General features: G+C 53.7%; 27 protein-coding genes. 19 read left to right on the forward strand and 8 right to left on the reverse strand.

Going from position 1 to position 25,381, the window contains the following annotated elements:
- Positions 1 to 56: 56 nt before the first annotated feature.
- From pat to trxC, 3 genes are all read right to left on the reverse strand, one after another.
- Positions 57 to 2,717 (reverse strand): protein lysine acetyltransferase, encoded by a 2,661-nt coding sequence (pat, locus tag ACE15A_RS05320; protein ID WP_023246024.1) that lies wholly within the window; start codon positions 2,715 to 2,717, stop codon positions 57 to 59.
- Between the two features lie 35 nt (positions 2,718 to 2,752).
- The gene (gene tapT / locus ACE15A_RS05325; RefSeq protein ID WP_053510812.1) at positions 2,753 to 3,451 is read right to left on the reverse strand and encodes a tRNA-uridine aminocarboxypropyltransferase; all 699 of its coding nucleotides are present in this window, start codon (positions 3,449 to 3,451) and stop codon (positions 2,753 to 2,755) included.
- 72 nt (positions 3,452 to 3,523) lie between these two features.
- Positions 3,524 to 3,943 carry a thioredoxin TrxC gene (trxC, locus tag ACE15A_RS05330; RefSeq protein ID WP_001098731.1) on the reverse strand — a complete coding sequence of 140 codons (420 nt, stop codon included), beginning with the start codon at positions 3,941 to 3,943 and terminating at the stop codon, positions 3,524 to 3,526.
- A gap of 193 nt (positions 3,944 to 4,136) precedes the next feature.
- Here trxC and ACE15A_RS05335 point away from each other — a divergent pair, with 193 nt between their 5' ends.
- Positions 4,137 to 5,174, forward strand: coding sequence for a tRNA/rRNA methyltransferase (locus ACE15A_RS05335; RefSeq protein ID WP_023246022.1), 1,038 nt, complete (start codon positions 4,137 to 4,139; stop codon positions 5,172 to 5,174).
- A 114-nt stretch (positions 5,175 to 5,288) separates the two neighbouring features.
- On the opposite strand, the gene ung is transcribed toward ACE15A_RS05335, so the two are convergent.
- On the reverse strand, positions 5,289 to 5,978 hold the full coding sequence (ung, locus tag ACE15A_RS05340) for a uracil-DNA glycosylase (protein ID WP_023246021.1): 690 nt from the start codon (positions 5,976 to 5,978) through the stop codon (positions 5,289 to 5,291).
- Positions 5,979 to 6,296: 318 nt separating this feature from the next.
- On the opposite strand from ung, the gene grcA reads away from it, so the two are divergent.
- Positions 6,297 to 6,680 (forward strand): autonomous glycyl radical cofactor GrcA, encoded by a 384-nt coding sequence (gene grcA / locus ACE15A_RS05345; protein WP_000627811.1) that lies wholly within the window; start codon positions 6,297 to 6,299, stop codon positions 6,678 to 6,680.
- Between the two features lie 114 nt (positions 6,681 to 6,794).
- On the opposite strand, the gene srmB is transcribed toward grcA, so the two are convergent.
- Positions 6,795 to 8,129, reverse strand: a complete 1,335-nt coding sequence (gene srmB, locus ACE15A_RS05350) for an ATP-dependent RNA helicase SrmB (protein ID WP_053510806.1) — start codon at positions 8,127 to 8,129, stop codon at positions 6,795 to 6,797.
- 129 nt (positions 8,130 to 8,258) lie between these two features.
- On the opposite strand from srmB, the gene trmN reads away from it, so the two are divergent.
- Positions 8,259 to 8,996, forward strand: coding sequence for a tRNA(1)(Val) (adenine(37)-N(6))-methyltransferase TrmN (trmN, locus tag ACE15A_RS05355; protein WP_053510800.1), 738 nt, complete (start codon positions 8,259 to 8,261; stop codon positions 8,994 to 8,996).
- Here trmN and nadB read toward each other — a convergent pair.
- A complete protein-coding gene (gene nadB / locus ACE15A_RS05360; protein ID WP_053510798.1) occupies positions 8,981 to 10,603 on the reverse strand; it encodes an L-aspartate oxidase in 1,623 nt (540 codons plus the stop codon). The two genes, trmN and nadB, sit on opposite strands and share 16 nt — an antisense overlap.
- Before the next feature lie 263 nt (positions 10,604 to 10,866).
- On the opposite strand from nadB, the gene rseD reads away from it, so the two are divergent.
- From rseD to acpS, 12 genes are all read left to right on the forward strand, one after another.
- Entirely contained in the window at positions 10,867 to 11,031 is a 165-nt protein-coding gene (gene rseD, locus ACE15A_RS05365) for a rpoE leader peptide RseD (RefSeq protein ID WP_014344135.1), read from the forward strand.
- Positions 11,028 to 11,603 carry an RNA polymerase sigma factor RpoE gene (gene rpoE, locus ACE15A_RS05370; protein WP_006176728.1) on the forward strand — a complete coding sequence of 192 codons (576 nt, stop codon included), beginning with the start codon at positions 11,028 to 11,030 and terminating at the stop codon, positions 11,601 to 11,603. The genes rseD and rpoE overlap by 4 nt, the downstream gene beginning before the upstream one ends.
- Before the next feature lie 31 nt (positions 11,604 to 11,634).
- Positions 11,635 to 12,285, forward strand: a complete 651-nt coding sequence (gene rseA / locus ACE15A_RS05375) for an anti-sigma-E factor RseA (RefSeq protein WP_001168374.1) — start codon at positions 11,635 to 11,637, stop codon at positions 12,283 to 12,285.
- Positions 12,285 to 13,241, forward strand: coding sequence for a sigma-E factor regulatory protein RseB (gene rseB / locus ACE15A_RS05380; RefSeq protein WP_023179692.1), 957 nt, complete (start codon positions 12,285 to 12,287; stop codon positions 13,239 to 13,241). The genes rseA and rseB overlap by 1 nt, the downstream gene beginning before the upstream one ends.
- Entirely contained in the window at positions 13,238 to 13,717 is a 480-nt protein-coding gene (gene rseC, locus ACE15A_RS05385; RefSeq protein WP_053510797.1) for a SoxR-reducing system protein RseC, read from the forward strand. Before rseB ends, rseC begins: the two co-directional genes overlap by 4 nt.
- Before the next feature lie 251 nt (positions 13,718 to 13,968).
- Positions 13,969 to 15,768 (forward strand): translation elongation factor 4, encoded by a 1,800-nt coding sequence (lepA, locus tag ACE15A_RS05390; protein WP_000790156.1) that lies wholly within the window; start codon positions 13,969 to 13,971, stop codon positions 15,766 to 15,768.
- Positions 15,769 to 15,784: 16 nt separating this feature from the next.
- Positions 15,785 to 16,759 carry a signal peptidase I gene (lepB, locus tag ACE15A_RS05395; protein ID WP_000002559.1) on the forward strand — a complete coding sequence of 325 codons (975 nt, stop codon included), beginning with the start codon at positions 15,785 to 15,787 and terminating at the stop codon, positions 16,757 to 16,759.
- 273 nt (positions 16,760 to 17,032) lie between these two features.
- Positions 17,033 to 17,713, forward strand: a complete 681-nt coding sequence (rnc, locus tag ACE15A_RS05400; protein WP_001068341.1) for a ribonuclease III — start codon at positions 17,033 to 17,035, stop codon at positions 17,711 to 17,713.
- Entirely contained in the window at positions 17,710 to 18,615 is a 906-nt protein-coding gene (gene era, locus ACE15A_RS05405) for a GTPase Era (protein ID WP_023246015.1), read from the forward strand. The genes rnc and era overlap by 4 nt, the downstream gene beginning before the upstream one ends.
- Positions 18,616 to 18,626: 11 nt before the next feature.
- Complete coding sequence (recO, locus tag ACE15A_RS05410) at positions 18,627 to 19,355, forward strand: DNA repair protein RecO (protein ID WP_053510795.1); 729 nt, start codon at positions 18,627 to 18,629, stop codon at positions 19,353 to 19,355.
- An 11-nt stretch (positions 19,356 to 19,366) separates the two neighbouring features.
- A complete protein-coding gene (gene pdxJ / locus ACE15A_RS05415; RefSeq protein WP_053510793.1) occupies positions 19,367 to 20,098 on the forward strand; it encodes a pyridoxine 5'-phosphate synthase in 732 nt (243 codons plus the stop codon).
- Positions 20,098 to 20,478, forward strand: a complete 381-nt coding sequence (gene acpS / locus ACE15A_RS05420) for a holo-ACP synthase (RefSeq protein WP_000986043.1) — start codon at positions 20,098 to 20,100, stop codon at positions 20,476 to 20,478. Before pdxJ ends, acpS begins: the two co-directional genes overlap by 1 nt.
- Positions 20,479 to 20,603: 125 nt before the next feature.
- Here acpS and ACE15A_RS05425 read toward each other — a convergent pair whose 3' ends face one another.
- Positions 20,604 to 20,873: a YfhL family 4Fe-4S dicluster ferredoxin gene (locus ACE15A_RS05425; RefSeq protein ID WP_023246012.1), complete on the reverse strand. Its 270-nt coding sequence runs from the start codon at positions 20,871 to 20,873 to the stop codon at positions 20,604 to 20,606.
- A 55-nt stretch (positions 20,874 to 20,928) separates the two neighbouring features.
- On the reverse strand, positions 20,929 to 21,777 hold the full coding sequence (locus tag ACE15A_RS05430) for a MurR/RpiR family transcriptional regulator (RefSeq protein ID WP_053510792.1): 849 nt from the start codon (positions 21,775 to 21,777) through the stop codon (positions 20,929 to 20,931).
- A 116-nt stretch (positions 21,778 to 21,893) separates the two neighbouring features.
- Here ACE15A_RS05430 and murQ point away from each other — a divergent pair, with 116 nt between their 5' ends.
- From murQ to tadA, 4 genes are read left to right on the forward strand one after another with little or no spacing between them, the layout of a single operon-like run.
- On the forward strand, positions 21,894 to 22,787 hold the full coding sequence (gene murQ / locus ACE15A_RS05435; RefSeq protein WP_023246010.1) for an N-acetylmuramic acid 6-phosphate etherase: 894 nt from the start codon (positions 21,894 to 21,896) through the stop codon (positions 22,785 to 22,787).
- Positions 22,788 to 22,797: 10 nt separating this feature from the next.
- Positions 22,798 to 24,162 carry a PTS transporter subunit EIIC gene (locus ACE15A_RS05440; RefSeq protein WP_053510791.1) on the forward strand — a complete coding sequence of 455 codons (1,365 nt, stop codon included), beginning with the start codon at positions 22,798 to 22,800 and terminating at the stop codon, positions 24,160 to 24,162.
- A gap of 3 nt (positions 24,163 to 24,165) precedes the next feature.
- Positions 24,166 to 24,801, forward strand: coding sequence for a phosphatidylglycerophosphatase C (gene yfhb / locus ACE15A_RS05445; protein WP_053510789.1), 636 nt, complete (start codon positions 24,166 to 24,168; stop codon positions 24,799 to 24,801).
- 24 nt (positions 24,802 to 24,825) lie between these two features.
- Positions 24,826 to 25,377 (forward strand): tRNA adenosine(34) deaminase TadA, encoded by a 552-nt coding sequence (gene tadA / locus ACE15A_RS05450; RefSeq protein ID WP_023246008.1) that lies wholly within the window; start codon positions 24,826 to 24,828, stop codon positions 25,375 to 25,377.
- The last annotated feature ends 4 nt before the right edge of the window (positions 25,378 to 25,381 follow it).

Raw genomic sequence — 25,381 nt, forward strand, 5'->3', positions numbered from 1 at the left:
GCGAGCAATAATAACATCAGTACCCGTTAAAGTGGTCAACATTTCCAGTACATTACTCACGATTCATCACATTTGGCCAGATTCAGCGTTAATCCCACGATGCCCTCTTCGAGCTGAATATCGACCTGAAATCCCAGTTTTCTGGCCAACGCGACCATGCCGCGATTGTTCGGCATCGTAATACCGTTCAGCCGCTTCAATCCGTGATCGCGAGTATAAGCAATCAATTTCTCCATTAAACGGCGTCCTAAGCCCAATCCTTTGAGATCTGAACGCACCAATACGGCAAATTCAGCATCCATGTTATCAGGATCGGAAATCGCACGCGTTACGCCGAGGATCTCTTCAGTGTTATCCAGCCGTCGCACAGCCACAAACGCCATTTCTCGATCGTAGTCGATCTGCGTCATGTTGGCTAAATCTTCGTGGGTAAATTCGTTGATCTCGCTGAAATAACGGTAGTAAAGATCCTCTTTAGTGACCTGAGCGATGAATTGTCGCAGTTGGGGCTCATCTTCCGGCAGGATCGGACGAAACAGACAGCGATCGCCGTTTTTCATCTCCACCCACTCTTCAAGCTGGTGGGGATAGGGGCGTACCGCAAGTCGACTTTCGCTATCGCCATCAAACGGGGCAATATCCAGCGTTACATCCAGCGCGGTAAACTCACTGGCGGAAGCCAGCAGCGGATGGATATCCAGACGCTGAATTTCCGGGCAGTCGACAATCAGGTTTGAAACCTGGACCAGCAACTGGCTTAAACCGACGATATCCAACGGATGCAGCGCGCTGCGGGCGCGAATTTTCCGCTGTTTAATGCCCTGAATCACCAGATAGCGCGCCAGATTCATATTGAGCGGCGGCAGTGCTACGACAGCCTGCTCTTCCGGACGCCACTCCACGCCGCCTTCACCCAACATAATCAAAGGACCAAACACCGGATCGTGCTCGACCACCACACGAAGCTCCTGCGCTCCGGCGCGGTTAGCCATGCTTTGTACCAGCAAACCGTGAATCCGCGCCTGCGGCCAGGCCATCTTTACACGATCGAAAATGGCGTTGGCGGCCTGCTGCACCTCATTCGCGGTCCGCAAATAAAGCATAACCCCCTGAACTTCAGATTTATGCGGAATATCCGGCGAGCGTAACTTGAGGGCTACCGGATAGCCTATCTGTTCGGCGATATGCACCGCTTCCGCGCTGTCGCCGGCAATCCAGGTGGGAAGGGTATGTAATCCATAGGCGTGTAAAATTGGCTGTACTTCATGGGTATCCAACGAGGTGGCGCCTTCCGCAATCGCCTGCTGTAACAGATTATGCGCTTCGGCGGTATTGGACGTCAGGTTACTCGGCAGCGCTGGCGTTTCCCGCAGTTGCTTCTGATTACGCCGGTATTCCACCATATGCATAAAAGCGGTAATCGTGCCTTCCGGCGTACGGTAGGTGGGTAATCCGGCTTCGCTGAATAGCCGTCTTGCTTCCTGAGACGAGAACTCGCCGCACCAGTTTGTCAGCAGCGTAACAAACCTGCCTCTGGGGTGGCGCTTAATCGTCTCGATCAGCGCATGGGCGCTTTCCGTACCCGGCGCGGCTGCGCTGGGAGAGTGGATAACCATAAGCGCGTCAAAATCCTGACTGGAGAGCAGGATATCCAGCGTTTTGACGTAATGTTCGCGGCTGGCGTCATCACACAGATCTAGCGGATTGGCAATATCAATGTGCGCGGGAAGCGCCTGCCGTAGTTGCAGGCAGGTCTCTTCGCTCAACGTCGCCAGCTTGCCGTTACGCGACCACAACTCATCTAACGCCAGCGCGGCAGGCGCGGCGCCATTGCTGATGATCATCAGTCTGTCGCCGCGTAGCGGACGCATATGGCTGAGCGTTTCGACGGCGGAAAAAAGCTCGTGCGTATCCTGGACTCGTAGCAGGCCTGCGCGCTGGATGGCCGCATCCCACGCCGGGTCCATTCCCGCGCTGGTATTAAGTAAACGCTGGGCTGCCGGGCTTCGGCCGCTTTTAATCACCAGTATCGGTTTGTTACGTGAAGCGCTACGGGCGGCGGAAACAAAACGGCGGGCGTCACTTAACTGTTCCAGATAGAGCAAAATCGCGCTGGTCTTGCTGTCGCGCGCCAGATAGTCCAGCAGTTCATCGACATCAATATCCAGACTATCGCCCAGCGCGATAAAGTAGGAGAAGCCCATTTCACGCTGTTGCGCCCAGTCAAGAATAGTATTGGAAACGGCGGCAGACTGGGAAATAAAGGCGAGCTTGCCCTGCTTAATCGGGACGGGAGAAAAGCTGGCATTCAGCCCTTGCCACGGCGCGAGGAGCCCAAGACTGTTCGGACCCAGCAGACGCATTTTATAGTGCCGGGCACAGACAAGAAGTTCTTCATGTTGCGACGTGGGAGCAGAAAGGATAATACACGTTTTACAACCTTTCGCGCCAAGCGCCTCCAGTAACGCCAGGTTACGGCTGGCGTTAGTGCATAAAATAGCCAGATCGGGAGTAAAAGGGAGACTGGCGATATCCGGCCAGGCCATGACGCCTAAAACGGCTTTCCAGGCAGGCGTCACGGGAAGGACGGGGCCATTGAATCCGCCCGCCAACAAGTTACGCATCATCAGATAACCCGCACGGTGGGGCTTCATTGATGCGCCAATCACCGCGATCGATTTTGGTCGCAGTAGCGCTTCCAGTCCTTGCTGGCTCATACCGGTTTCCCTTACACAGAAGTGACCGGATGATTTTAAACGCTTTCGCTATTTTCTGCTGTGACGTTTCCCGGATGTTGCGTTTTTCCTGCCAGATAGCGCGTTTTAAAACGGGTGAAATGTTCACCTAAACTGGTTGCAGCCTCGGTATCTCCCGCCAGATCTAACAACGCTATCGCGACTTCGGCGGTACAATATTGCCCTTCGGCATGGATTTCACGCAGACGATAAGCTGAAAGACGCGATAAATCGACGGAAATTACCGGCAGATGATCCAGATAAGGGCTTTTACGAAACATTTTACGTGCTTCGGGCCAGGTGCCGTCAAGCATGATAAACAGCGGCGGTTTCCCGGCGGGCGGGGTGGAAATGACCTCGCGCGCTTCGTCGGCGTAGGACGCGGGAAAGACCACCATCGGCTGATAATCCGGATGCTGTACCAGCTCCAGCAACGCCTGCGGCGGCTCGGTACGCGACCACTGAAACGCCGCGGTATCCGGCAAGATATCGGCTATCAGTCGGCCGGTATTGCTGGGTTTCATCGGTTCAGTGTCAAACATGACCAGACAAAAACGGCTTTTCGCCTGAGAAGGCGTTAACGTATCACACAGGCAACGTTTTAGCGGCAGCAAGCAGCGCTGGCAGCGGTGAACCCGGTTGCCTCTGGCAAGAAAAGGACGTGTAGCGCGCGCAAGCCGTTCGGCGCGTAACTGAAGGACAGCGTTATTGGTCATAGAAAGCGTTTGTGGAGAAAAACGCTATTGTGGCAGAGGTGAAAATGGGGCACAAGATGCGCCCCATGGCGTTTACAGTGCTTCGTTCAGCCAGTTGTCAAAAGGCGCTTTAGGTACTGCGCCATTGAGCATATCGACCACCTGTCCATGTTTAAAGATCATAATCGTCGGGATGCTGCGAATACCGAAACGGGCGCTAAGTTCACGTTCCGCCTCGGTATTCACTTTGACAAAACGGACTTTACCGCTGCGCTCTTCTGCGACATCCTCGAAGATAGGCGCAAAGTTACGGCAAGGGCCGCACCAGGGCGCCCAAAAGTCGATCACCACTGGAAGATCGTCCTTCAACAGTTTGTCCAGCGTTTCGCCGGTCGCATTAATGACTTCTCCGTCAAACAACTCATGACCGCAGCGTCCACATTTTGCCGCATCCTGAAGCCGATCGTCGGGGATGCGGTTGATGGCCTGGCAATGGGTACAAACGGTGTTCATAGCTAACCTCTGAATACGTCCCGCTACGCGCGAGATGTTTCTATAATGTTACATATTATCGAGGAGTTTGTGCTAAACAACAATGTGTTTTATTCAATGAGTACAATAGTCGCAGGCTTTTAAACGAAATCATGGCTAACCGGATGCACATCGGGTAATCTTCGCGCTTCGCGCAGCGCTGGTGGAGAAAAGCATGAACGATGAATTAAAAAACAAAAGCGGCAAAGTCAAAGTGATGTATGTCCGTAGTGATGATGACTCTGATAAACGCACCCATAACCCGCGTACCGGGAAAGGGGGAGGCCGCCCAGCAAAGTCTCGCACTGACGGTGGACGTCGCCCTGCCCGTGATGAGCGAAATAATCAGATCCGTGACCGTAAACATGAAACATCGCCGTGGCGTACTGTGTCCCGCGCGCCAGGCGATGAAGCGCCTGAAAAAGTCGATCATGGCGGTATTAGCGGTAAAAGTTTTATCGACCCTGAAGTTTTGCGTCGCCAGCGTGCGGAAGAGACGCGCGTCTACGGCGAAAATGCCTGCCAGGCGCTATTCCAGAGCCGTCCTGACGCCATCGTGCGCGCATGGTTTATCCAAAGCGTAACGCCGCGTTTTAAAGAGGCGCTTCGCTGGATGGCGGCGAATCGTAAAGCCTACCATGTTGTGGATGAAGCCGAACTGGCAAAAGCTTCCGGGACTGAGCACCACGGCGGCGTATGTTTCCTGATTAAAAAGCGTAACGGTACGACCGTTAAGCAATGGGTAAAGCAGGCGGCGGATCAAGACTGCGTACTGGCGTTGGAAGATGTCGCTAACCCGCATAATCTGGGCGGCATGATGCGTAGCTGCGCGCACTTCGGCGTGAAAGGCGTGGTGGTACAGGATGCGGCGTTGCTGGAATCCGGCGCGGCGATTCGTACCGCGGAAGGCGGGGCAGAGCATGTCCAGCCGATCACTGGTGAAAGCATTGTTGACGTACTGGATGATTTTCGTCAGGCGGGGTACACCGTGGTGACGACGTCCAGCGATCGCGGTCAGGCGCTCTTTAGTACGACCCTGCCGGAAAAGATGGTGCTGGTCTTAGGCCGTGAATATGACTTCCTGCCGGAAGCGGCGCGCGAACCCAATGATCTGTGTGTAAAAATTAACGGCACGGGGAACGTGGAAAGCCTTAATGTGTCGGTTGCGACAGGCGTGCTGCTCGCCGAGTGGTGGCGGCAGAATAAAGCGTAAGGGCTACAGCCCGGTGGCGCAACGCGTGCCGGGCCAATTATGTACTTCCACCGCCCGGTCAGATAAGGCGCTTTCGCGCCGTTATCCGGGCGATAAAACGGCGAGCCGCCAGCGTTATTCACTCTCAGTCGGTAGTACTGGCGTCCAGTCGATAGTTTTCTCGCCGTGTTGTTCCAGCCATTGGTTCGTTAGCGCAAAATGATTGCAGCCAAAAAATCCGCGGTGCGCAGAGAGCGGCGAGGGATGCGGGGCTTTCAGAATATGGTGGCGCTGCGGATCAATAATCGCGCCTTTCTTCTGGGCGTGCGAGCCCCACAGCAGGAAGACGACGCCTTCGCGGTGTTGGTTAATCAGGCTTATCACTTTATCCGTAAAGGTTTCCCACCCCAGGCTGGCATGAGAGTGCGCCTGGCCTGCCCGTACCGTGAGCACCGTATTCAGTAACAGTACGCCCTGGCGCGCCCAGCTTTCCAGATAACCGTGCGCGGGGCGAACAAAGCCGGGAATGGAGGCTTCCAGCTCCTTGTACATATTCACTAATGACGGCGGGGGCGCGATTCCAGGACGTACGGAAAACGCCAGACCATGCGCCTGGCCGGGGCCGTGGTAAGGATCTTGCCCCAGGATCACCACCTTAACGTCGCCCAGTTCCGTGAAGCGAAAGGCGTTAAACACATCTTTTTGCGGCGGGTAGACCGTGATCCCCGACTGACGCTCGCCAGCAACGGTATGAAGCGTATTAATAAAGTAAGGTTGCTGTTTCTCATCAGCCAGCACATCGTGCCAGGTTAACTCAGTCGCCATCTCGCTCTCCTGCGAATTTCCAGTTCCCTTAGCTTAACTGCTTCTTTCTGCAGTGCAAAATCCTGCGTGCTACAAAAACCGTTACCTACAAAAGATAGTTGAAAATTTATGTAAAAAGTTTATAGAGCCGAATGGTGTAAGTTGATGTAAAACAATAAATTCCCTCCATCACCCTTTTTATGGTGTGGTTTTTGTTGATTTAAATCAAAGAATGAAGGGTGATCGAAGGGTATATATACACTCAAGCAACAATGGTTTTACCAATTGGCCGGGATTAGGCCGACCGAAATCAAATAATTTTGCCTGGGGAGGCATCACATGATTACAGGTATCCAGATTACTAAAGCCGCTAACGACGACCTGCTGAATTCCTTCTGGCTGCTGGACAGCGAAAAAGGCGAAGCGCGCTGCATCGTTGCAAAATCCGGCTTTGCTGAAGATGAAGTTGTGGCTGTCAGCAAACTGGGCGAGATTGAATACCGTGAAATTCCGATGGAAGTTAAACCGGAAGTGCGCGTTGAAGGCGGTCAGCATCTGAACGTTAACGTTCTGCGTCGTGAAACGCTGGAAGACGCGGTTAAGCATCCGGAAAAATACCCGCAGCTGACTATTCGTGTTTCTGGTTATGCGGTGCGTTTTAACTCCCTGACGCCGGAACAGCAGCGCGACGTTATCGCTCGTACCTTTACTGAAAGCCTGTAAGATTCACGAATTACACCGGCTTGAGGTATAACAAACGGAAGGCGTTTATACGTCTTCCGTTTTTTTACGTCGATTCATCGGGAAAAAAATGCCGGGTAGAGCCCGGCATCATCATCACTCTTCGCTGGATTGCTCCTGCATTTGCGTACCGCTTGGCTTGCGGCGCTTACCGATATTTTTTGTATCGCGGTGACGTTTCTTCACGCGCGGCTTCTCTTTTTCTTTCTCTTTTTTCTTCTCGGCGCGTTTCGCCAGCACTTTTTTCGACGGTTTGCCGGTCAACTTTTCGCTGGGGGCGCGCGTGGTCGGGCGAAGTTCATCAATGACGCGCGCTTTTAGCGGCTCTTCGATGTAACGACCTATTTTCAGCAGCAACAGATGGTCGTGGGCTTCTACCAGCGAGATTGCCGTGCCTTTGCGGCCAGCACGGCCTGTACGACCAATACGATGCAGATAGGTATCACCACTGCGCGGCATGTCGAAGTTAATGACGTGGCTTACGTCAGGAATATCAATCCCGCGTGCAGCGACGTCGGTTGCGACCAGCACGTTAACGCGACCGTCGGTGAGACGCTTAATACCTTCGTTACGTTTGATCTGCGCCATCTCGCCTTCAAGATAGCAATTGTTGAGCCCTGACAGACGCAGCGTTTCGGCCAGTTCATGGACGCGTTCACGTTTACGCACAAACACGATAGAACGGGTTGCATCGTCTTGTTTTAGCAGGTGCTTCAACAGAGCAACTTTATGTTCGAAATTGTCGGCACGGTAGTACCACTGGTGAATTTTCTTACGCTCGCGGGTTGACGGATTGGCGGAAACTTCAACCGGATCTTCCAGCAGGCGTTCGGCAAAATCTTTAATCGCATCGCCTTCCAGCGTGGCGGAGAACAGCATCGTCTGTTTACGCCAACGGGTTTCGCCGGCGATATGTTCAATATCCTGAGCGAAGCCCATGTCCAGCATCCGGTCAGCTTCGTCAAGGATCAGTGTTTCAACCGCCCGGCAGTCGAAGTTCTCTTCTTTTATATATTGCAGCAGACGGCCCGTCGTGGCGACCACGATATCCTGGTTTTCGCTAAACACTTCAGCATGGTTCATATAGGCTACGCCGCCGGTAATCGTGGCGATATCCAGATGAGTATGCTTAGCCAGTTCACGAGCGTGATCGGCAACCTGCATTGCCAGTTCGCGGGTTGGCGTCAGGATCAGAATGCGCGGCGGCCCTGATTTTTTACGCGGAAAGTCGAGCAGGTGCTGCAACGCCGGCAGCAGGTATGCCGCCGTTTTACCGGTGCCTGTCGGCGCAGAACCGAGTACATCACGGCCATCGAGCGCAGGCGGAATGGCGGCAGCCTGAATGGCGGTCGGGCGAGTGAAACCTTTATCCTGGAGGGCATCCAGCAGGCTTTCGTCGAGTTCAAGTTCGGAAAAAGTCGTTACAGTCATGTTCTACCTCTGTGTGGGGCGCTGATTATAGACGTTACGGCCGCAATCTTCATCTGTTTGTATGGATATCCCTTCTCAGGTATTGTTTTCACCCGGCGCTGTCGCCGTTTTTCGCAAGGTTGTTTTTACATGTCTCAGTCTGGCTCCGTTCTTCGTCGTAACGGATTTACGTTTAAACAGTTTTTTGTTGCACATGATCAGTGTGCGATGAAAGTGGGAACTGACGGTATTTTACTCGGGGCGTGGGCGCCGGTCGCGGATGTAAAGCGAATTCTGGATATCGGTACTGGAAGCGGTCTGCTGGCGTTAATGCTGGCGCAGCGGACGGATGACAATGTGCCTATTGACGCCGTGGAGCTGGATGCCGGGGCTGCCAGGCAAGCACAGGAAAACGTTGCTCACTCTCCCTGGTCGCATCGAATAACGGTGCATACTGACAATATTCAGCGTTGGGCACCTCGTCAGACGGTACGCTTTGATCTTATTCTCAGCAATCCGCCTTATTACGAACCCGGCGTGGAATGCGCTACGCCGCAGCGGGAGCAGGCGCGTTACACCGCTACGCTGGATCACCAGACGTTATTGGCTATTGCAGCGGATTGTATTACCGAAGACGGCTTTTTTTGCGTCGTATTGCCGGAACAAATAGGCAACGTTTTTACGCAGCAAGCGCTCAACATGGGATGGCATTTGCGGTTACGTACTGACGTTGCGGAAAACGAAGCGCGCTTGCCGCACCGGGTTCTGCTCGCATTCTCCCCGCAAGCCGGGGAGTACTTTAGCGACAGATTAGTGATTCGCGGGTCAGACCAGCATTATTCTGAAAGTTATACGGCGTTGACCCAGGCATTTTATCTGTTTATGTGAGACGTTAACGGCGAAAGGATCGATGGGCCGGATTCAGCCAGTTGGTGCGGATAATCCAGCGTAAAGTGCAGTCCCCGGCTCTCTTTACGCATCATCGCGCAACGCACAATCAATTCGGCCACCTGCACCAGATTACGCAGTTCCAGTAAATTATTCGAGACGCGAAAGTTGGCGTAATACTCGTCAATCTCTTGTTGCAACATGGTAATACGCCGTAGGGCACGCTCCAGCCGTTTCGTCGTGCGCACAATACCCACATAGTCCCACATCAGCAGACGCAGCTCATGCCAGTTATGCTGAATCACCACCCGTTCATCGGCGTTCTCCACGCGGCTTTCATCCCAGGCGGGAAGAACATCAACGCCGTGGGCGTAAGGCATTCGCCTGTCGATATCCATTGCCGCGGACCAGCCGTAAACTAAGCATTCCAGCAACGAGTTGGACGCCATACGGTTAGCGCCGTGCAGACCGGTGTAACTGACTTCGCCAATGGCATATAAACCGTCTACATCGGTACGACCATAGTCATCGACGACCACGCCGCCGCAGGTATAGTGCGCGGCAGGAACGACGGGAATCGGTTCTTTGGTTAAATCCATCCCCAAATCGAACAGTTTCTCATAGATCATCGGGAAGTGCTGGCGGACAAAATCTTCAGGCTTGTGGCTGATATCGAGAAACATACAGTCTGCGCCGAGTCGTTTCATCTCATGGTCAATAGCGCGGGCGACAATATCGCGCGGCGCCAGTTCGCCGCGTTCGTCAATGTCCGGCATAAACCGCGAACCGTCCGGACGTTTAAGGTATGCGCCTTCGCCGCGCAGCGCTTCGGTAAGGAGAAAATTACGCGCCTGCGGATGATAAAGGGCGGTCGGATGAAACTGGTTAAATTCCAGATTAGCGACCCGGCAACCCGCGCGCCAGGCCATCGCGATACCGTCGCCGGAGGAAATATCCGGGTTAGTGGTGTATTGATAAACCTTTGAGGCGCCGCCGGTCGCCAGCACCACCGACTTAGCATGACAGGTTTCAACCCACTCTTTATTGCGATTCCAGAGCCAGGCGCCGACGACCCGGCGAGGCCCCGGCAGACCAATTTTATCGGAGATAATTAAATCAACGGCATTGCTGCGTTCCAGCACCTGAATATGAGGATGATTTTGCGCCCGACTGACCAGCGTGGTTTCGACTTCCTTTCCGGTAGCGTCGGCGGCATGAAGGATACGGCGATGACTGTGGCCGCCTTCACGCGTGAGATGATAGCTCTCCTTGCCGTTTGGCTGGACATGCGTATCAAACAGGACGCCCTGATCGATAAGCCACTGCACGCAGGCGCGGGCGTTGCTGGCGACAAACTCCACCGCGTGGCGATCGCAAATTCCGGCGCCGGCAATCAGCGTATCTTCGACATGCGACGCAATACTGTCGGTTTCATCAAACACGGCGGCAATACCGCCCTGCGCATAAAACGTGGAGCCCTCGCTCACCGGCCCTTTACTCAGGACGATAACCTTATGTTTTTCAGCCAGACGCAGCGCCAGCGAGAGTCCGGCCGCGCCGCTGCCGATAATTAACACATCACAGGACAGTTCAGGAGTTGTCATTATGGCCTTTGTTTAATTTACTAAACATTATTGCGGTAGATTAGCACTATATGGCGCTAAAAAGCACGTTATGATTTCGCTGATGTTGTGCTTATTAAACATAAAATAAAAATACGGCGAGAGATAAACGGCAAAAAATATTTTGTAGGGCAGGATGTTAGCATCAGATTTTGTAGTGAAATAAAGATGCTGTTAGGTTACTCTGCAAACGACGAAATAGGCATTTCTGTACAGATAGTGCGTTGTTCAGTATCTGTAGACTTATAATGGAAGATAAGACCTGTCTACAACATGACAAACAAAAACAAATGCGTAACGGAACTTTACGAAACATAGACACTCTAACCTGTTGCTTGCTCATAGTGCGGCTTATGGAGTGGCGTTTCGAAAGCGCGTGGAAATTTGGTTTGGGGAGACATTACCTCGGATGAGCGAGCAGTTAACGGACCAGGTCCTGGTTGAACGGGTCCAGAAGGGAGATCAGAAAGCCTTTAACTTACTGGTAGTGCGCTACCAGCATAAAGTGGCGAGTCTGGTTTCCCGCTATGTGCCATCGGGCGACGTTCCCGATGTCGTACAGGAATCATTTATTAAGGCCTATCGCGCGCTGGATTCTTTCCGGGGAGATAGCGCTTTTTATACCTGGTTGTATCGCATTGCGGTCAATACCGCGAAGAACTACCTGGTTGCTCAGGGGCGTCGTCCGCCTTCCAGTGATGTAGACGCGATTGACGCAGAAAACTTTGAAAGCGGCGGCGCGCTGAAAGAAATTTCGAACCCTGAGAACTTAATGTTGTCAGAAGAACTGAGACAGATAGTTTTCCGAACTATTGAGTCCCTCCCGGAAGATTTACGTATGGCAATCACCTTACGGGAGCTGGATGGCCTGAGCTATGAAGAGATAGCGGCTATCATGGATTGTCCGGTGGGGACGGTGCGTTCACGTATCTTCCGGGCGCGGGAAGCTATTGATAATAAAGTTCAACCGCTTATCAGGCGTTGACGATAGCGGGATACTGGAAAAGGTATTAGGCATGCAGAAAGAAAAACTTTCCGCTTTGATGGATGGCGAAACGTTGGACAGTGAGCTGCTCAAAGCGCTTACGCACGACCCGGAAATGCAGAAAACATGGGAGAGTTATCACCTGATCCGCGATTCAATGCGGGGGGATACGCCTGACGTTCTCCATTTCGATATATCCGCTCGCGTGATGGCCGCTATTGAAAACGAGCCAGTACGTCAGGTGTCGCCATTAATCCCTGAGGCCCAACCCGCTCCGCAGCAATGGCAGAAAATGCCGTTCTGGAAAAAAGTGCGTCCGTGGGCGGCGCAGCTTACCCAAATGGGAGTGGCGGCGTGCGTTTCACTTGCAGTTATCGTTGGCGTCCAGCACTATAATGGGCAATCTGAAACATCCCAGCAACCTGAAACGCCGGTTTTCAATACCCTGCCTATGATGGGGAAAGCCAGCCCGGTAAGTCTGGGAGTGCCTTCTGAAGCAGCGCCTGTCGGCAGTCAGCAACAGCAGGTACAGGAGCAGCGTCGTCGCATTAATGCCATGTTGCAGGACTATGAACTGCAACGCCGACTGCACTCCGAACAGCTTCAGTTTGAGCAGGCGCAAACCCAGCAAGCCGCGGTACAGGTGCCAGGAATCCAAACTTTAGGAACGCAATCGCAGTAATGAAGCAACTTTGGTTTGCCATGTCCCTTGTGGCGGCTAGCCTGTTCTTCTCAGTAAACGCCTCGGCCGACCCTGCGTCCGGGGCGTTATTGCAGCAGATGAACATCGCCAGCCAGTCACTGAATTACGAGCTGTCATTCGTCAGCATCACGAAACAAGGCGTTGAATCTCTGCGTTATCGACACGCACGCCTGGATAGTCGCCCGCTTGCGCAATTGTTACAGTTGGACGGTCCCCGCCGGGAGGTCGTACAGCGTGGTAATGAAATCAGTTATTTTGAACCGGGCCTTGAGCCGTTCACCCTGAACGGTGATTATATTGTCGATTCTCTGCCTTCCCTGATTTACACCGACTTCAAGCGTCTGGCGCCTTACTACGACTTTATTTCCGTAGGACGCACCCGTATCGCAGACAGATTGTGCGAAGTTATCCGCGTTGTGGCGCGCGATGGTACGCGTTACAGCTATATCGTCTGGATGGACATGGACACCAAACTGCCGATGCGCGTTGATCTGCTGGATCGCGATGGCGAGACGCTGGAGCAGTTCCGCGTTATTGCGTTCACGGTGAGCCAGGATATCGGCAGCACTATGCAGGCGCTGGCGAAGGCGAATCTTCCGCCGCTGCTTTCTGTTCCCGGTGGCGAAAAAACGAAGTTTAACTGGAGTCCATCCTGGGTGCCGCAAGGCTTTAGCGAAGTCTCCAGTAGCCGTCGTCCGTTGCCGACGATGGATAACCTGCCTATCGAATCGCGGCTTTATTCTGACGGTCTGTTTAGCTTTTCCGTCAATGTGAACCGGGCGACGCAAAACAGCAGCGATCAGATGCTGCGTACCGGACGCCGAACGGTTTATAGCAGCGTTCGCGACAACGCGGAAATCACCATTGTCGGCGAGCTTCCGCCGCAAACGGCGAAGCGCATTGCCGACAGTATCAAGTTCAGGGCAGTACAATGATCAAAGAGTGGGCAACCGTTGTCTCCTGGCAGAATGGTCAGGCGGTGGTGAGCTGCGACGTTAAAGCGTCGTGCAGCAACTGCGCCTCCCGTGCGGGATGCGGCAGTCGCGTACTGAATAAATTAGGGCCGCAAACCACGCATAAAATTGTTGTGCCAAGCTCGGAGCCGCTGGCGCCGGGGCAGAAAGTCGAGCTGGGCATTGCCGAAAAAAGCCTGTTAGGGTCGGCGCTGCTGGTCTATATGTCGCCTTTAGCGGGGCTATTTTTCTGTGCGGCGCTTTTTCAGGTGCTGTTTGGATCTGACCTTGCCGCATTAAGCGGGGCCGTGCTGGGCGGCGTGGGCGGTTTTCTGGTTGCCCGTGGCTATTCCCGAAAACTGGCCGAGCGCGACGCCTGGCAGCCGGTGATTTTAAGCGTAGCCCTCCCGCCTGACCTTGTTCGTGTCGAAACCACCTCAATCGAAACGCGCCAGTAAACGTTTTGCCCAACGGTACACCTGCCGCGTTGGGTTGTTGTCCCGATAAGCATGAGCTTTTCCTGCGTTGCGGTGTTTTACAGGAAAAAAGCGAGGCGTTTTCCAGTTCCCGCTCTCCTTACACTATGAACATTTCCTCGCCTTAGCGTTGTAGTGTAGAATGCGGCGTTTCAGTTAAAACAGACGTTAAGCTCAGAACAGCGACCTCTAAAGTCTGGTCAACCAGGCGTAAGGCATAATAATTTATCTCTATGAAGAACATACGTAACTTTTCGATCATTGCTCACATTGACCACGGTAAATCGACGCTGTCTGACCGTATTATCCAGATCTGCGGTGGCCTGTCTGACCGTGAAATGGAAGCTCAGGTACTTGATTCGATGGATCTTGAGCGTGAGCGCGGTATTACTATTAAAGCCCAGAGTGTGACGCTGGATTTTAAAGCGTCTGATGGTGAAACTTATCAACTGAACTTTATCGACACGCCGGGACACGTTGACTTTTCCTATGAAGTTTCCCGTTCGTTGGCAGCCTGCGAGGGCGCGCTGCTGGTGGTGGATGCTGGCCAGGGCGTAGAAGCGCAAACGTTGGCGAACTGCTACACCGCGATGGAAATGGATCTTGAAGTGGTGCCGGTGCTTAACAAGATTGACCTGCCGGCTGCCGATCCGGAGCGTGTGGCGGAAGAAATTGAAGACATTGTCGGTATCGATGCGACGGACGCGGTACGCTGCTCCGCCAAAACGGGTGTCGGCGTGACGGATGTTCTGGAACGCCTGGTGCGCGATATCCCGCCGCCGCAAGGCGATCCGGACGGCCCGCTGCAGGCGCTGATTATTGACTCCTGGTTCGATAACTACCTGGGCGTGGTATCGCTGGTGCGTATTAAAAATGGCACGATGCGTAAGGGCGACAAAATTAAAGTGATGAGCACCGGGCAGACCTACAACGCTGATCGCCTGGGGATCTTCACGCCGAAACAGGTTGATCGTACCGAGCTGAAGTGCGGCGAAGTAGGCTGGCTGGTCTGTGCCATTAAAGATATCCTCGGCGCGCCGGTTGGCGATACCTTAACCTCAGCGCGTAACCCAGCGGAAAAAGCGTTGCCAGGCTTTAAGAAGGTGAAACCGCAGGTCTACGCAGGTTTGTTCCCGGTCAGCTCCGACGACTATGAAAGTTTCCGCGACGCGCTCGGCAAGCTGAGCCTGAACGACGCCTCCCTGTTCTACGAGCCGGAAAGCTCTACCGCGCTGGGCTTCGGCTTCCGCTGCGGTTTCCTCGGTCTGCTGCACATGGAGATCATTCAGGAGCGTCTGGAACGCGAATACGATCTGGATCTGATCACCACTGCGCCGACCGTGGTTTATGAAGTAGAAACGACGGCGAAAGAGACTATCTATGTTGATAGCCCCTCCAAGCTGCCGCCGTTGAATAACATTTATGAACTGCGCGAGCCTATCGCCGAGTGTCATATGCTGTTACCACAAGCCTATTTAGGTAACGTTATTACGCTGTGTATTGAGAAACGCGGCGTACAAACTAACATGGTGTACCACGGTAACCAGGTGGCGTTGACCTATGAAATTCCGATGGCAGAAGTGGTGCTCGACTTCTTTGATCGCCTGAAATCAACGTCGCGCGGCTATGCGTCTCTGGATTATAACTTCAAGCGCTTCCAGGCTTCCGACATGGTGCGTGTTGATGTGTTAATCAACAACGAGCGTGTCGATGCTCTGGCGCTGATCACGCACCGCGATAACTCGCAAAGCCGCGGTCGCGAGCTGGTGGAGAAGATGAAAGATTTGATTCCGCGCCAGCAGTTTGATATCGCGATACAGGCGGCGATTGGTACGCATATTATTGCCCGTTCGACGGTAAAACAGTTACGTAAAAACGTGCTGGCGAAGTGCTACGGCGGCGATATCAGTCGTAAGAAAAAACTGCTGCAGAAACAGAAAGAAGGTAAGAAACGCATGAAGCAGATCGGTAATGTCGAGCTACCTCAGGAAGCGTTCCTCGCCATTCTGCATGTCGGTAAAGACAATAAATAATCCCTAAGGAGTTGGCATGGCGAACATGTTTGCCCTGATTCTGGTGATAGCCACACTGGTGACGGGCATTTTATGGTGCGTTGATAAGTTTGTTTTCGCGCCAAAACGTCGGGCGCGTCAGGCTGCCGCGCAAACGGCGTCGGGAGATGCGCTGGATAACGCTACGCTCAATAAAGTGGCGCCTAAGCCGGGCTGGCTGGAGACAGGGGCATCGGTTTTCCCGGTTCTGGCAATTGTGCTGATCGTTCGTTCATTTCTTTATGAACCCTTTCAGATTCCGTCAGGTTCGATGATGCCGACATTGCTTATCGGCGATTTTATTCTGGTGGAAAAATTTGCCTATGGCATTAAAGATCCGATCTACCAGAAAACCCTGATTGAAACCGGTCATCCAAAGCGCGGGGATATTGTGGTATTTAAATATCCGGAAGATCCTAAGTTAGATTACATCAAACGCGCAGTCGGTTTGCCGGGCGATAAAATCACTTATGATCCGGTTGCGAAAGAGGTGACGATTCAGCCTGGCTGTAGCTCCGGTCAGGCGTGCGAAAATGCGCTGCCGGTTACCTACTCTAACGTTGAGCCGAGCGATTTTGTACAGACCTTTGCCCGCCGTAACGGCGGAGAAGCGACCAGCGGTTTCTTTGAGGTTCCGCTAAACGAGACGAAAGAAAACGGCATTCGTCTGACCGAACGTAAAGAGACGCTGGGCGATGTGACGCACCGCATCCTGATGGTGCCGATAGCCCAGGATCAGTTGGGCATGTATTACCAACAGCCAGGACAACCGCTGGCGACCTGGGTTGTACCGCCGGGACAATATTTCATGATGGGCGATAACCGCGATAACAGCGCGGATAGCCGTTACTGGGGATTTGTTCCGGAAGCGAATCTGGTCGGTAAAGCGGTTGCTATCTGGATGAGTTTTGACAAGCAGGAAGGGGAGTGGCCGACAGGCGTACGCCTGAGTCGTATCGGCGGTATTCACTAACTGTGGCGAAATGATCGTTCACGCTGTCGTCTTTTTAGCGGCAGCGTGAATTATTTCCTGGATAAATTCCCTCAGACTAACGACATCCCCTGTCGTTGTGTATAGAATATTCCTCCGAAGTTTTAGGTTGGCGCCGTTTGGCCGCCACGGCACACGAAACAGCGTTGGTTATAGACAACCCTCTTTCCGCTGCAGCGATGCGGCAGGGCAGATGACGTGTATCAGGTCTGTTTCGTGTGCTGGATTGTTGACGCATTCATTTATTGGTATCGCATGAACCCCATCGTAATTAATCGGCTTCAACGGAAGCTGGGCTACACTTTTAATCATCAGGAGCTGTTGCAGCAGGCATTAACTCACCGCAGCGCCAGCAGTAAACATAACGAACGTCTGGAGTTTTTAGGCGACTCAATCTTGAGCTTCGTTATCGCTAACGCGCTTTATCACCGTTTTCCACGGGTGGATGAGGGAGATATGAGCCGTATGCGCGCCACGTTGGTGCGTGGTAATACGCTGGCGGAATTAGCCCGTGAATTTGATTTAGGCGAGTGCCTGCGTTTAGGGCCGGGCGAATTAAAAAGCGGTGGATTCCGCCGTGAGTCTATTCTGGCGGACACCGTTGAAGCGTTAATCGGCGGAGTATTTCTCGATAGCAATATCCAGACCGTCGAGCAGTTAATCCTTAACTGGTATAAAACCCGTCTGGATGAGATAAGCCCGGGCGATAAACAAAAAGATCCGAAAACGCGCTTGCAGGAGTATTTGCAGGGTCGCCATCTGCCGCTGCCATCTTACCTGGTTGTGCAGGTACGCGGCGAGGCGCACGATCAGGAATTTACTATCCACTGCCAGGTCAGCGGCCTGAGTGAACCGGTGGTTGGCACGGGTTCCAGCCGTCGTAAGGCGGAGCAGGCTGCCGCCGAACAGGCGCTGAAAAAACTGGAGTTGGAATGAGCACCGACAAAACTTACTGCGGATTTATTGCCATCGTCGGACGTCCAAACGTTGGCAAATCCACTTTGCTGAACAAACTGCTTGGGCAGAAGATTTCGATCACTTCCCGTAAAGCGCAGACCACGCGTCACCGCATTGTCGGTATTCATACCGAAGGCCCGTATCAGGCAATCTATGTCGATACCCCGGGGCTGCATATGGAAGAAAAGCGCGCCATTAACCGTTTGATGAATAAGGCGGCGAGCAGTTCGATTGGCGACGTTGAGCTGGTGATTTTCGTTGTGGAAGGCACCCGTTGGACTCCGGACGACGAGATGGTCCTGAACAAACTGCGCGACGGCAAAGCGCCGGTTATTCTCGCCGTTAACAAGGTGGATAACGTGCAGGAAAAAGCCGATTTGCTGCCGCACCTCCAGTTCCTGGGAAGCCAGATGAACTTTCTTGATATCGTGCCGATCTCTGCTGAAACTGGTATGAACGTCGATACCATTGCCGGTATCGTGCGTAAACATTTACCGGAAGCTATTCACCACTTCCCGGAAGATTACATCACCGATCGCTCTCAGCGCTTTATGGCGTCTGAAATCATCCGTGAAAAGCTGATGCGTTTTCTCGGCGCCGAGCTGCCGTATTCCGTTACCGTTGAGATTGAGCGTTTTGTTACCAACGAACGCGGCGGCTATGATATCAATGGGCTGATCCTCGTCGAGCGTGAAGGGCAGAAGAAGATGGTGATTGGCAACAAAGGCGCCAAAATCAAAACCATTGGTATTGAAGCGCGTAAAGACATGCAGGAGATGTTCGAAGCGCCGGTACACCTGGAACTGTGGGTGAAAGTGAAATCCGGCTGGGCCGACGACGAACGCGCTCTGCGCAGTCTCGGTTACGTAGACGATCTGTGAGTTAACACTGCGTGGAAGGGTGGCAGCGCGCATTTGTTCTGCACAGTCGCCCCTGGAGCGAAACCAGCCTGATGCTGGACGTCTTCACGGAAGAATCGGGGCGCGTGCGCCTTGTCGCCAAAGGCGCGCGATCTAAACGTTCCAATCTGAAAGGCGCGTTGCAGCCTTTTACGCCGTTATTGCTACGCTACAGCGGACGCGGCGAGGTGAAAACCCTGCGCAGCGCCGAGGCGGTTTCTCTGGCGCTGCCGTTAAGCGGTATTACGCTCTATAGCGGCCTGTATATCAACGAACTCCTCTCTCGCGTACTGGAATATGAAACGCGCTTCTCCGAACTTTTTTTTGATTATCTGAACTGTATTCAGGCGCTGGCGGGAACCACTGGCTCGCCTGAACCGGCGTTGCGACGTTTTGAACTGGCGTTGCTGGGACATCTGGGTTATGGCGTCAATTTCACCCACTGTGCGGGGAGCGACGAGCGGGTGGATGACACCATGACCTACCGCTATCGCGAAGAAAAGGGGTTTATCGCCAGCGTCGTCATTGATAACAACACCTTTACCGGACGGCACCTGAAAGCACTGGAGGCGCGGGAATTTCCGGATGTAGATACTCTGCGTGCCGCGAAACGCTTTACCCGTATGGCGTTAAAGCCGTATCTTGGGGGAAAACCGTTAAAAAGCCGGGAGCTGTTCCGGCAATTTATGCCCAAACGCACAGTAAAAACGAAGAAAGATTAACGAGGATTGTCATGGCTGAATTACTCTTAGGCGTTAATATTGACCACATCGCCACGTTACGTAACGCGCGCGGCACCGACTATCCGGACCCGGTACAGGCGGCGTTTATTGCTGAACAGGCAGGCGCGGACGGCATTACCGTACACCTGCGTGAAGATCGTCGCCACATTACTGACCGCGATGTGCGCATTCTGCGTCAGACGCTGCATACGCGCATGAATCTGGAGATGGCGGTGACCGAAGAGATGCTGGCGATCGCCGTAGAAACCAGGCCGTATTTCTGTTGTCTGGTGCCGGAAAAACGCCAGGAAGTCACCACCGAAGGCGGCCTGGATGTGGCCGGACAGCGCGATAAAATGCGCGATGCCTGTGCGCGTCTGGCGGCCGCTGGCATCCAGGTTTCGCTCTTTATTGATGCTGATGAAGCGCAAATCAATGCGGCGGCGGAAGTGGGCGCGCCGTTTATCGAAATCCATACCGGTTGCTATGCTAACGCAGAAACCGATGCGAAACAGGCAAAAGAGCTGGCGCGTATTGCCAGCGCCGCGACCCTGGCGGCCCGCCTGGGGCTAAAAGTGAATGCGGGTCATGGCCTGACCTACCATAACGTCAAAGCTATTGCCGCGCTGCCGGAAATGCACGAACTCAATATCGGTCATGCCATTATTGGTCGGGCGGTGATGACGGGTCTGAAAGAGGCGGTGGCTGAAATGAAACGTTTGATGCTGGAAGCGCGCAGCTAATGGCGATTCTTGGCCTGGGAACGGACATTGTAGAGATTGCCCGCATTGAGGCAGTGATCTCCCGCTCCGGCGAACGTCTGGCAAGGCGTGTGCTCAGCGACAACGAGTGGGCTATTTGGGAGACGCATCAGCAGCCGGTGCGTTTTCTCGCCAAGCGTTTTGCGGTCAAAGAGGCGGCAGCGAAAGCTTTTGGCACCGGTATCCGCAACGGTCTGGCGTTTAATCAGTTCGAAGTGTTTAACGATGAGTTGGGAAAACCACGTCTGCGGCTGTGGGGAGAGGCGTTAACGCTGGCGGAAAAACTTGGTGTGGCGCATATGCATGTCACGCTGGCCGATGAGCGCCATTACGCCTGCGCTACGGTCATTCTGGAAAGTTAGATTTGCCGGGCAGGGTTGTTTTGTGTTGCCAGATGGCGGCGTAAGCGCCTTATCCGACCTACGTGCCGATATTTTGTCGGCCTGATAAGCGTAGCGCCATCAGGCATTGTTGCGCCGTAAACGCCTTATTCGGCCTGGAGTTTATCTGCATGATGCATCAGGACAAACTTATCCCACAACTGCTCTTCGGTTTCGACATGGGCGGGATCTTGCAAAATCGTATTGGGGATCGGGCAGACTTTCTGGCAGGTTGGCGTTTCGTAATGACCTACACACTCGGTGCATTTGTCGCTGTTAATCTCGTAAATGCTGTCGCCCATTGAAATCGCCTCATTCGGGCATTCGGGCTCGCACATATCGCAATTGATACATTTTTTGGTGATTAACAGGGCCATCAGGAAACTCTCAAAACATCACAAACCGGGCGGGCATTATACGCGCATTCTTTACTCAAACCAGTTTTTTTACCAGCGCCTCGCTATGGCGAATACGCTCCGGTGTCCGCTCTAAATCCTGCTGTACCAGCGCCATAAACAGTAAGTCGGTCAACATCATTTGCGCATGTGTCGAGGAGATAGCGGCGCTACGCGTCGCCTGCTCTTCAGCAATCGTATACAGGCAGCGGGTGGCGCGCTGTTGCAAGGCGTTGGGAGAAAAACCGGTAATGGCCAGGATCTTCGCGCCTGTGCGTAATGTTTCGTCCGCCGCCAGGTTCAGCTCTCGCCGCTCCCCGGAATGAGAGATCGCCAGCAGCAGATCCTCCGGCGCCATTGCCTGCACCGTCGCCAGCAGTGCGTGCATATCGCGCTCAACCACCGCGTTAACGCCAATCTTCAGTAGCTTCCAGGCAAAATTTTGCGCCACCAGTCCAGAGGCGCCAATCCCGGTGATCACAATACGTCGGGCGTGGCGCAGCATCACGACGCTTTCTAACAGTTTTTCTTCGCTGTTAACGTCCAGCGTGGCGTGCATCGCCGCCACATTCTCCTTAATTAATTTTTCTCCGACCAGGCGCATCGGATCGTCGCCGCGAATCTGGTTATGAACGGGAACGGAATGCGGATTAGGATTGCTGGCTAACGCTTCGCTGATAGCCAGTTTCAACGCCGGAAACCCTTTAAACCCCAGTTTTTGCGCGAACTTGACTACGCTGGACTGGCTGACGCCCGCTTCGGCCGCCAGTTGCTGCGAGCTCAGATGCCGCGCCGTATCCGGTTGTGCGAGGAGATAATCTGCCAGTTTCTTGTCGCTTTGCGCGAGATCCGGATAACGCTGGCGAATACGAATCAAACAGTTCATGGGCGGCTCCTGCGAAAACGTGATGGCGACGACAAAACAAAATTTCACTCGTCTGGGGGAATATTCTATTCCATTATGGGCGCTTATTATGAATTAAAAATTCCAGAGGGAAAAAAATGAATCTTGGTACGTTAGTGTCTGAAACCCGTAACCCGCAAACGATGGATCTGGATGCGTTGCCTACCCCTGAACTAGTTAAGCGTTTTAATGAACAGGATACGCTGGTAGCAGAAGCAGTAAAAGCCACTCTGCCTGACGTTGCACGTGCGGTGGATGCCGCAGCGGCGGCGCTGAAGTCTGGCGGACGTATCATATACATGGGCGCGGGCACCAGCGGTCGGCTTGGCGTACTGGATGCCTCAGAATGCCCCCCGACGTTTGGCGTTCCGCACGGTCTGGTCGTCGGGCTGATTGCCGGCGGGCCGGGCGCGTTGCTGAAAGCAGTCGAAGGCGCGGAAGACAGCCAACAGGCAGGCGAAGACGATCTTGTCGCGCTAAATCTGCAAGAACAAGATCTGGTGGTGGGGCTTGCGGCGTCGGGTCGTACACCCTATGTGATTGGCGGTCTGCGCTATGCGCGACAGTCCGGTTGTACTACCGTGGCCGTCTCCTGTAATCCAGATTCGCCTGTTGCGCGGGAGGCTGATATCGCTATTTCGCCAGTTGTCGGGCCCGAAGCGCTTACCGGCTCTACGCGGCTGAAATCCGGCACCGCGCAGAAAATGGTGCTCAATATGATTTCTACCGGCGCGATGGTGAAGTTCGGCAAGGTCTATCAAAACCTGATGGTGGATATGAAAGCCACCAATGTCAAACTGGTCGATCGCGCATGTCGGATGGTCGTTGAAGTGACCGGGATAGGTCGTGAGGAGGCGGAAACATTGTTGAAACAGACCGATTTTGAGGTTAAGCCCGCCATTCTGATGGCGCTTACGGGACTGGATGCCGAGGCCGCCAGGGGAAAACTCGCCGTTCATCAGGGCTTTTTAAGAGCGGCGTTAGAACACTAAAGAGGTGTGTATGGATAAGACGGCAGCGCTCGCCAGCGATATTTTACGTGGTATAGGCGGAGAGCAAAATATTCTGCGCCTGGAAAACTGTATGACGCGAGTCAGAGTGGAGGTACAGGATGATAGCCAACTGGATATTCCACGCTTAAAAGCGTTGCCTGGCGTCAGTGGATACGTAAAGCAAGGGGAGCAACATCAGCTGATCGTTGGACCGGGGAAGGCTGCGCAGGTGGTCGATGCGATGCGCGTGCAGATTGCCGCAGGCGGTGTAAAACCGGGTATAGACGCTATGGCGCGTACCAAGTCCGAGGCGAAAGCGAAGTATAAAGCGCCGATGAGCGATGCGTTGCGTAAGCTGGCGAATGTTTTTATTCCGCTTATCCCCGCCTTTATCGCATCCGGCTTGATTACCGGCATTATCAACATTCTTAAACGTCCGGATATTGTTGGCGATGTTGCCGTCCATTACCCTAACCTGCTGGGCCTGATGGGGATATTTGGTAGCGCGGTGTTCGCTATCATGAACATTCTGGTTGGCGTCAATACCGCAAAAGTCTTTGGCGGATCGCAGGCGTTAGGCGGCGTGATGGCGGGGATACTTTCCAGCCCGCAATTGGCGCAGATTACGCTCTTTGGCGAGGCGCTTCAGCCGGGACGGGGCGGCGTCATTGCCGTCCTGCTGGTGGTGGCGTTAATGTGCTGGATTGAGCGCCAGTTCCGTAAGCTGTTGCCGGGGTCGCTGGAGTTAATTCTTAACCCTTTATTGACGACTATTATCACCGGTGCGGTAGCGATTGTCGCGCTGCAACCGCTTGGCGGCTGGATTTCAGACGCTATCGCTCACGGCGCGTCCTGGGCAATCGTAAGCGGGGGTTTTCTGGTGGGCGCGGTGTTAGCCGGAACCTTCCTGCCGTTGGTACTGACCGGATTGCATCAGGGGCTGGTGCCTATTCATGTGGAGCTGGTGCAAGCGCACGGCTATAACGCGTTGTTTCCTATCCTGGCGATGGCGGGCGTTGGTCAGATAGGCGCGGCCATTGCCGTACTGATGAAAACCCGCAATGCGCGACTCAAAAAGGTGATTAAAGGCGCGCTTCCGGTCGGACTGCTGGGGATTGGCGAGCCGCTGATTTTTGGCGTCACGCTTCCATTGGGTAAGCCATTTATTGGCGCTTGCCTTGGCGGCGCGGTAGGTGGGGCGTTGATCAGTTACTGGAAAGTGGCGACGGTAATTACCTTTGGCATTTCCGGTTTACCTCTGGCATTAACAATTGTTGCCGGAAAAGTCCTGTTCTATCTGTTAGGCTATTTAATAGCGGTAATTGCCGGGTTTATTTTTACCTGGCTGCTGGGGTTCAACGATCCAGAGGAGTAAGGTTTGGTCAGCCACGAGCGTCGTGTCGTCTTTTTTGATTTGGATGGAACGTTACATCAACAGGATATGTTCGGCAGTTTTCTGCGTTATTTGCTGCGCCGTCAGCCGTTAAATGCGCTGCTCGTACTGCCGCTGTTGCCCATTATCGGTATTGGTTTACTGGTAAAAGGGCGTGCGGCCCGCTGGCCGATGAGTCTGTTGTTGTGGGGCTGTACTTTTGGCCATAGAGAAACGCGTTTGCAGGCGCATCAGGCGGATTTTGTCCGTTGGTTTCGCGCTAACGTCACGGCGTTTCCGGTTGTACAGGAGCGTCTGACCACCTATCTATTGAGCTCTGACGCGGATATCTGGCTTATTACCGGTTCTCCGCAATCATTGGTAGAGCAAGTCTATTTTGATACGCCGTGGCTGCCGCGCGTTAACCTCATCGCCAGCCAGATGGCGCGACGGTATGGCGGCTGGGTATTGACCGTGCGCTGTCTGGGCCATGAAAAAGTCGCGCAACTGGAACGTAAAATCGGTACGCCGCTGCGTCTTTATAGCGGCTACAGCGACAGCAAACAGGATAACCCGCTGCTTTATTTTTGCCAGCATCGCTGGCGGGTGACGCCGCACGGCGAGTTACAGCAGCTCGAATAGTGAAAAGCATAGCGTCTGTGTATAATGCCGCCCGCTTTCATTACCGGAGTTACCTCTTTGTCTGATGTCGAATTAGATCACGAATACTGGATGCGCCATGCGCTGACGCTGGCGAAACGCGCCTGGGACGAACGAGAGGTCCCGGTTGGCGCGGTATTGGTGCATAACCATCGCGTCATTGGCGAAGGCTGGAATCGGCCCATTGGCCGCCACGATCCTACTGCGCATGCTGAAATAATGGCGCTGCGTCAGGGCGGTCTGGTATTGCAGAATTACCGGTTACTGGATGCCACGCTGTATGTCACGCTGGAACCCTGTGTGATGTGCGCAGGCGCTATGGTGCATAGCCGCATTGGACGCGTTGTCTTTGGCGCGCGCGATGCAAAAACCGGCGCGGCCGGATCGCTAATTGATGTGCTGCACCATCCGGGAATGAATCACCGGGTCGACATTATTGAAGGGGTGCTGCGCGATGAATGTGCGACGCTGCTCAGTGATTTTTTCCGTATGCGTCGTCAGGAAATTAAAGCCCTGAAGAAAGCCGCCCGCGCGGAAGGCACGGGGCCGGCGGCATAGCGCA

Source organism: Salmonella sp. HY31, assembly GCF_042604575.1.
GTDB lineage: Bacteria > Pseudomonadota > Gammaproteobacteria > Enterobacterales > Enterobacteriaceae > Salmonella > Salmonella diarizonae.

Coding starts and splice junctions, on each gene's coding strand:
- pat (WP_023246024.1), bottom strand. CDS start 2,717: ATGAGCCAGCAAGGACTGGAAGCGCTACTGCGACCAAAATCGATCGCG.
- tapT (WP_053510812.1), bottom strand. CDS start 3,451: ATGACCAATAACGCTGTCCTTCAGTTACGCGCCGAACGGCTTGCGCGC.
- trxC (WP_001098731.1), bottom strand. CDS start 3,943: ATGAACACCGTTTGTACCCATTGCCAGGCCATCAACCGCATCCCCGAC.
- ACE15A_RS05335 (WP_023246022.1), top strand. CDS start 4,137: ATGAACGATGAATTAAAAAACAAAAGCGGCAAAGTCAAAGTGATGTAT.
- ung (WP_023246021.1), bottom strand. CDS start 5,978: ATGGCGACTGAGTTAACCTGGCACGATGTGCTGGCTGATGAGAAACAG.
- grcA (WP_000627811.1), top strand. CDS start 6,297: ATGATTACAGGTATCCAGATTACTAAAGCCGCTAACGACGACCTGCTG.
- srmB (WP_053510806.1), bottom strand. CDS start 8,129: ATGACTGTAACGACTTTTTCCGAACTTGAACTCGACGAAAGCCTGCTG.
- trmN (WP_053510800.1), top strand. CDS start 8,259: ATGTCTCAGTCTGGCTCCGTTCTTCGTCGTAACGGATTTACGTTTAAA.
- rseD (WP_014344135.1), top strand. CDS start 10,867: ATGGAAGATAAGACCTGTCTACAACATGACAAACAAAAACAAATGCGT.
- rpoE (WP_006176728.1), top strand. CDS start 11,028: ATGAGCGAGCAGTTAACGGACCAGGTCCTGGTTGAACGGGTCCAGAAG.
- rseA (WP_001168374.1), top strand. CDS start 11,635: ATGCAGAAAGAAAAACTTTCCGCTTTGATGGATGGCGAAACGTTGGAC.
- rseB (WP_023179692.1), top strand. CDS start 12,285: ATGAAGCAACTTTGGTTTGCCATGTCCCTTGTGGCGGCTAGCCTGTTC.
- rseC (WP_053510797.1), top strand. CDS start 13,238: ATGATCAAAGAGTGGGCAACCGTTGTCTCCTGGCAGAATGGTCAGGCG.
- lepA (WP_000790156.1), top strand. CDS start 13,969: ATGAAGAACATACGTAACTTTTCGATCATTGCTCACATTGACCACGGT.
- lepB (WP_000002559.1), top strand. CDS start 15,785: ATGGCGAACATGTTTGCCCTGATTCTGGTGATAGCCACACTGGTGACG.
- rnc (WP_001068341.1), top strand. CDS start 17,033: ATGAACCCCATCGTAATTAATCGGCTTCAACGGAAGCTGGGCTACACT.
- era (WP_023246015.1), top strand. CDS start 17,710: ATGAGCACCGACAAAACTTACTGCGGATTTATTGCCATCGTCGGACGT.
- pdxJ (WP_053510793.1), top strand. CDS start 19,367: ATGGCTGAATTACTCTTAGGCGTTAATATTGACCACATCGCCACGTTA.
- acpS (WP_000986043.1), top strand. CDS start 20,098: ATGGCGATTCTTGGCCTGGGAACGGACATTGTAGAGATTGCCCGCATT.
- ACE15A_RS05425 (WP_023246012.1), bottom strand. CDS start 20,873: ATGGCCCTGTTAATCACCAAAAAATGTATCAATTGCGATATGTGCGAG.
- ACE15A_RS05430 (WP_053510792.1), bottom strand. CDS start 21,777: ATGAACTGTTTGATTCGTATTCGCCAGCGTTATCCGGATCTCGCGCAA.
- murQ (WP_023246010.1), top strand. CDS start 21,894: ATGAATCTTGGTACGTTAGTGTCTGAAACCCGTAACCCGCAAACGATG.
- ACE15A_RS05440 (WP_053510791.1), top strand. CDS start 22,798: ATGGATAAGACGGCAGCGCTCGCCAGCGATATTTTACGTGGTATAGGC.
- tadA (WP_023246008.1), top strand. CDS start 24,826: ATGCCGCCCGCTTTCATTACCGGAGTTACCTCTTTGTCTGATGTCGAA.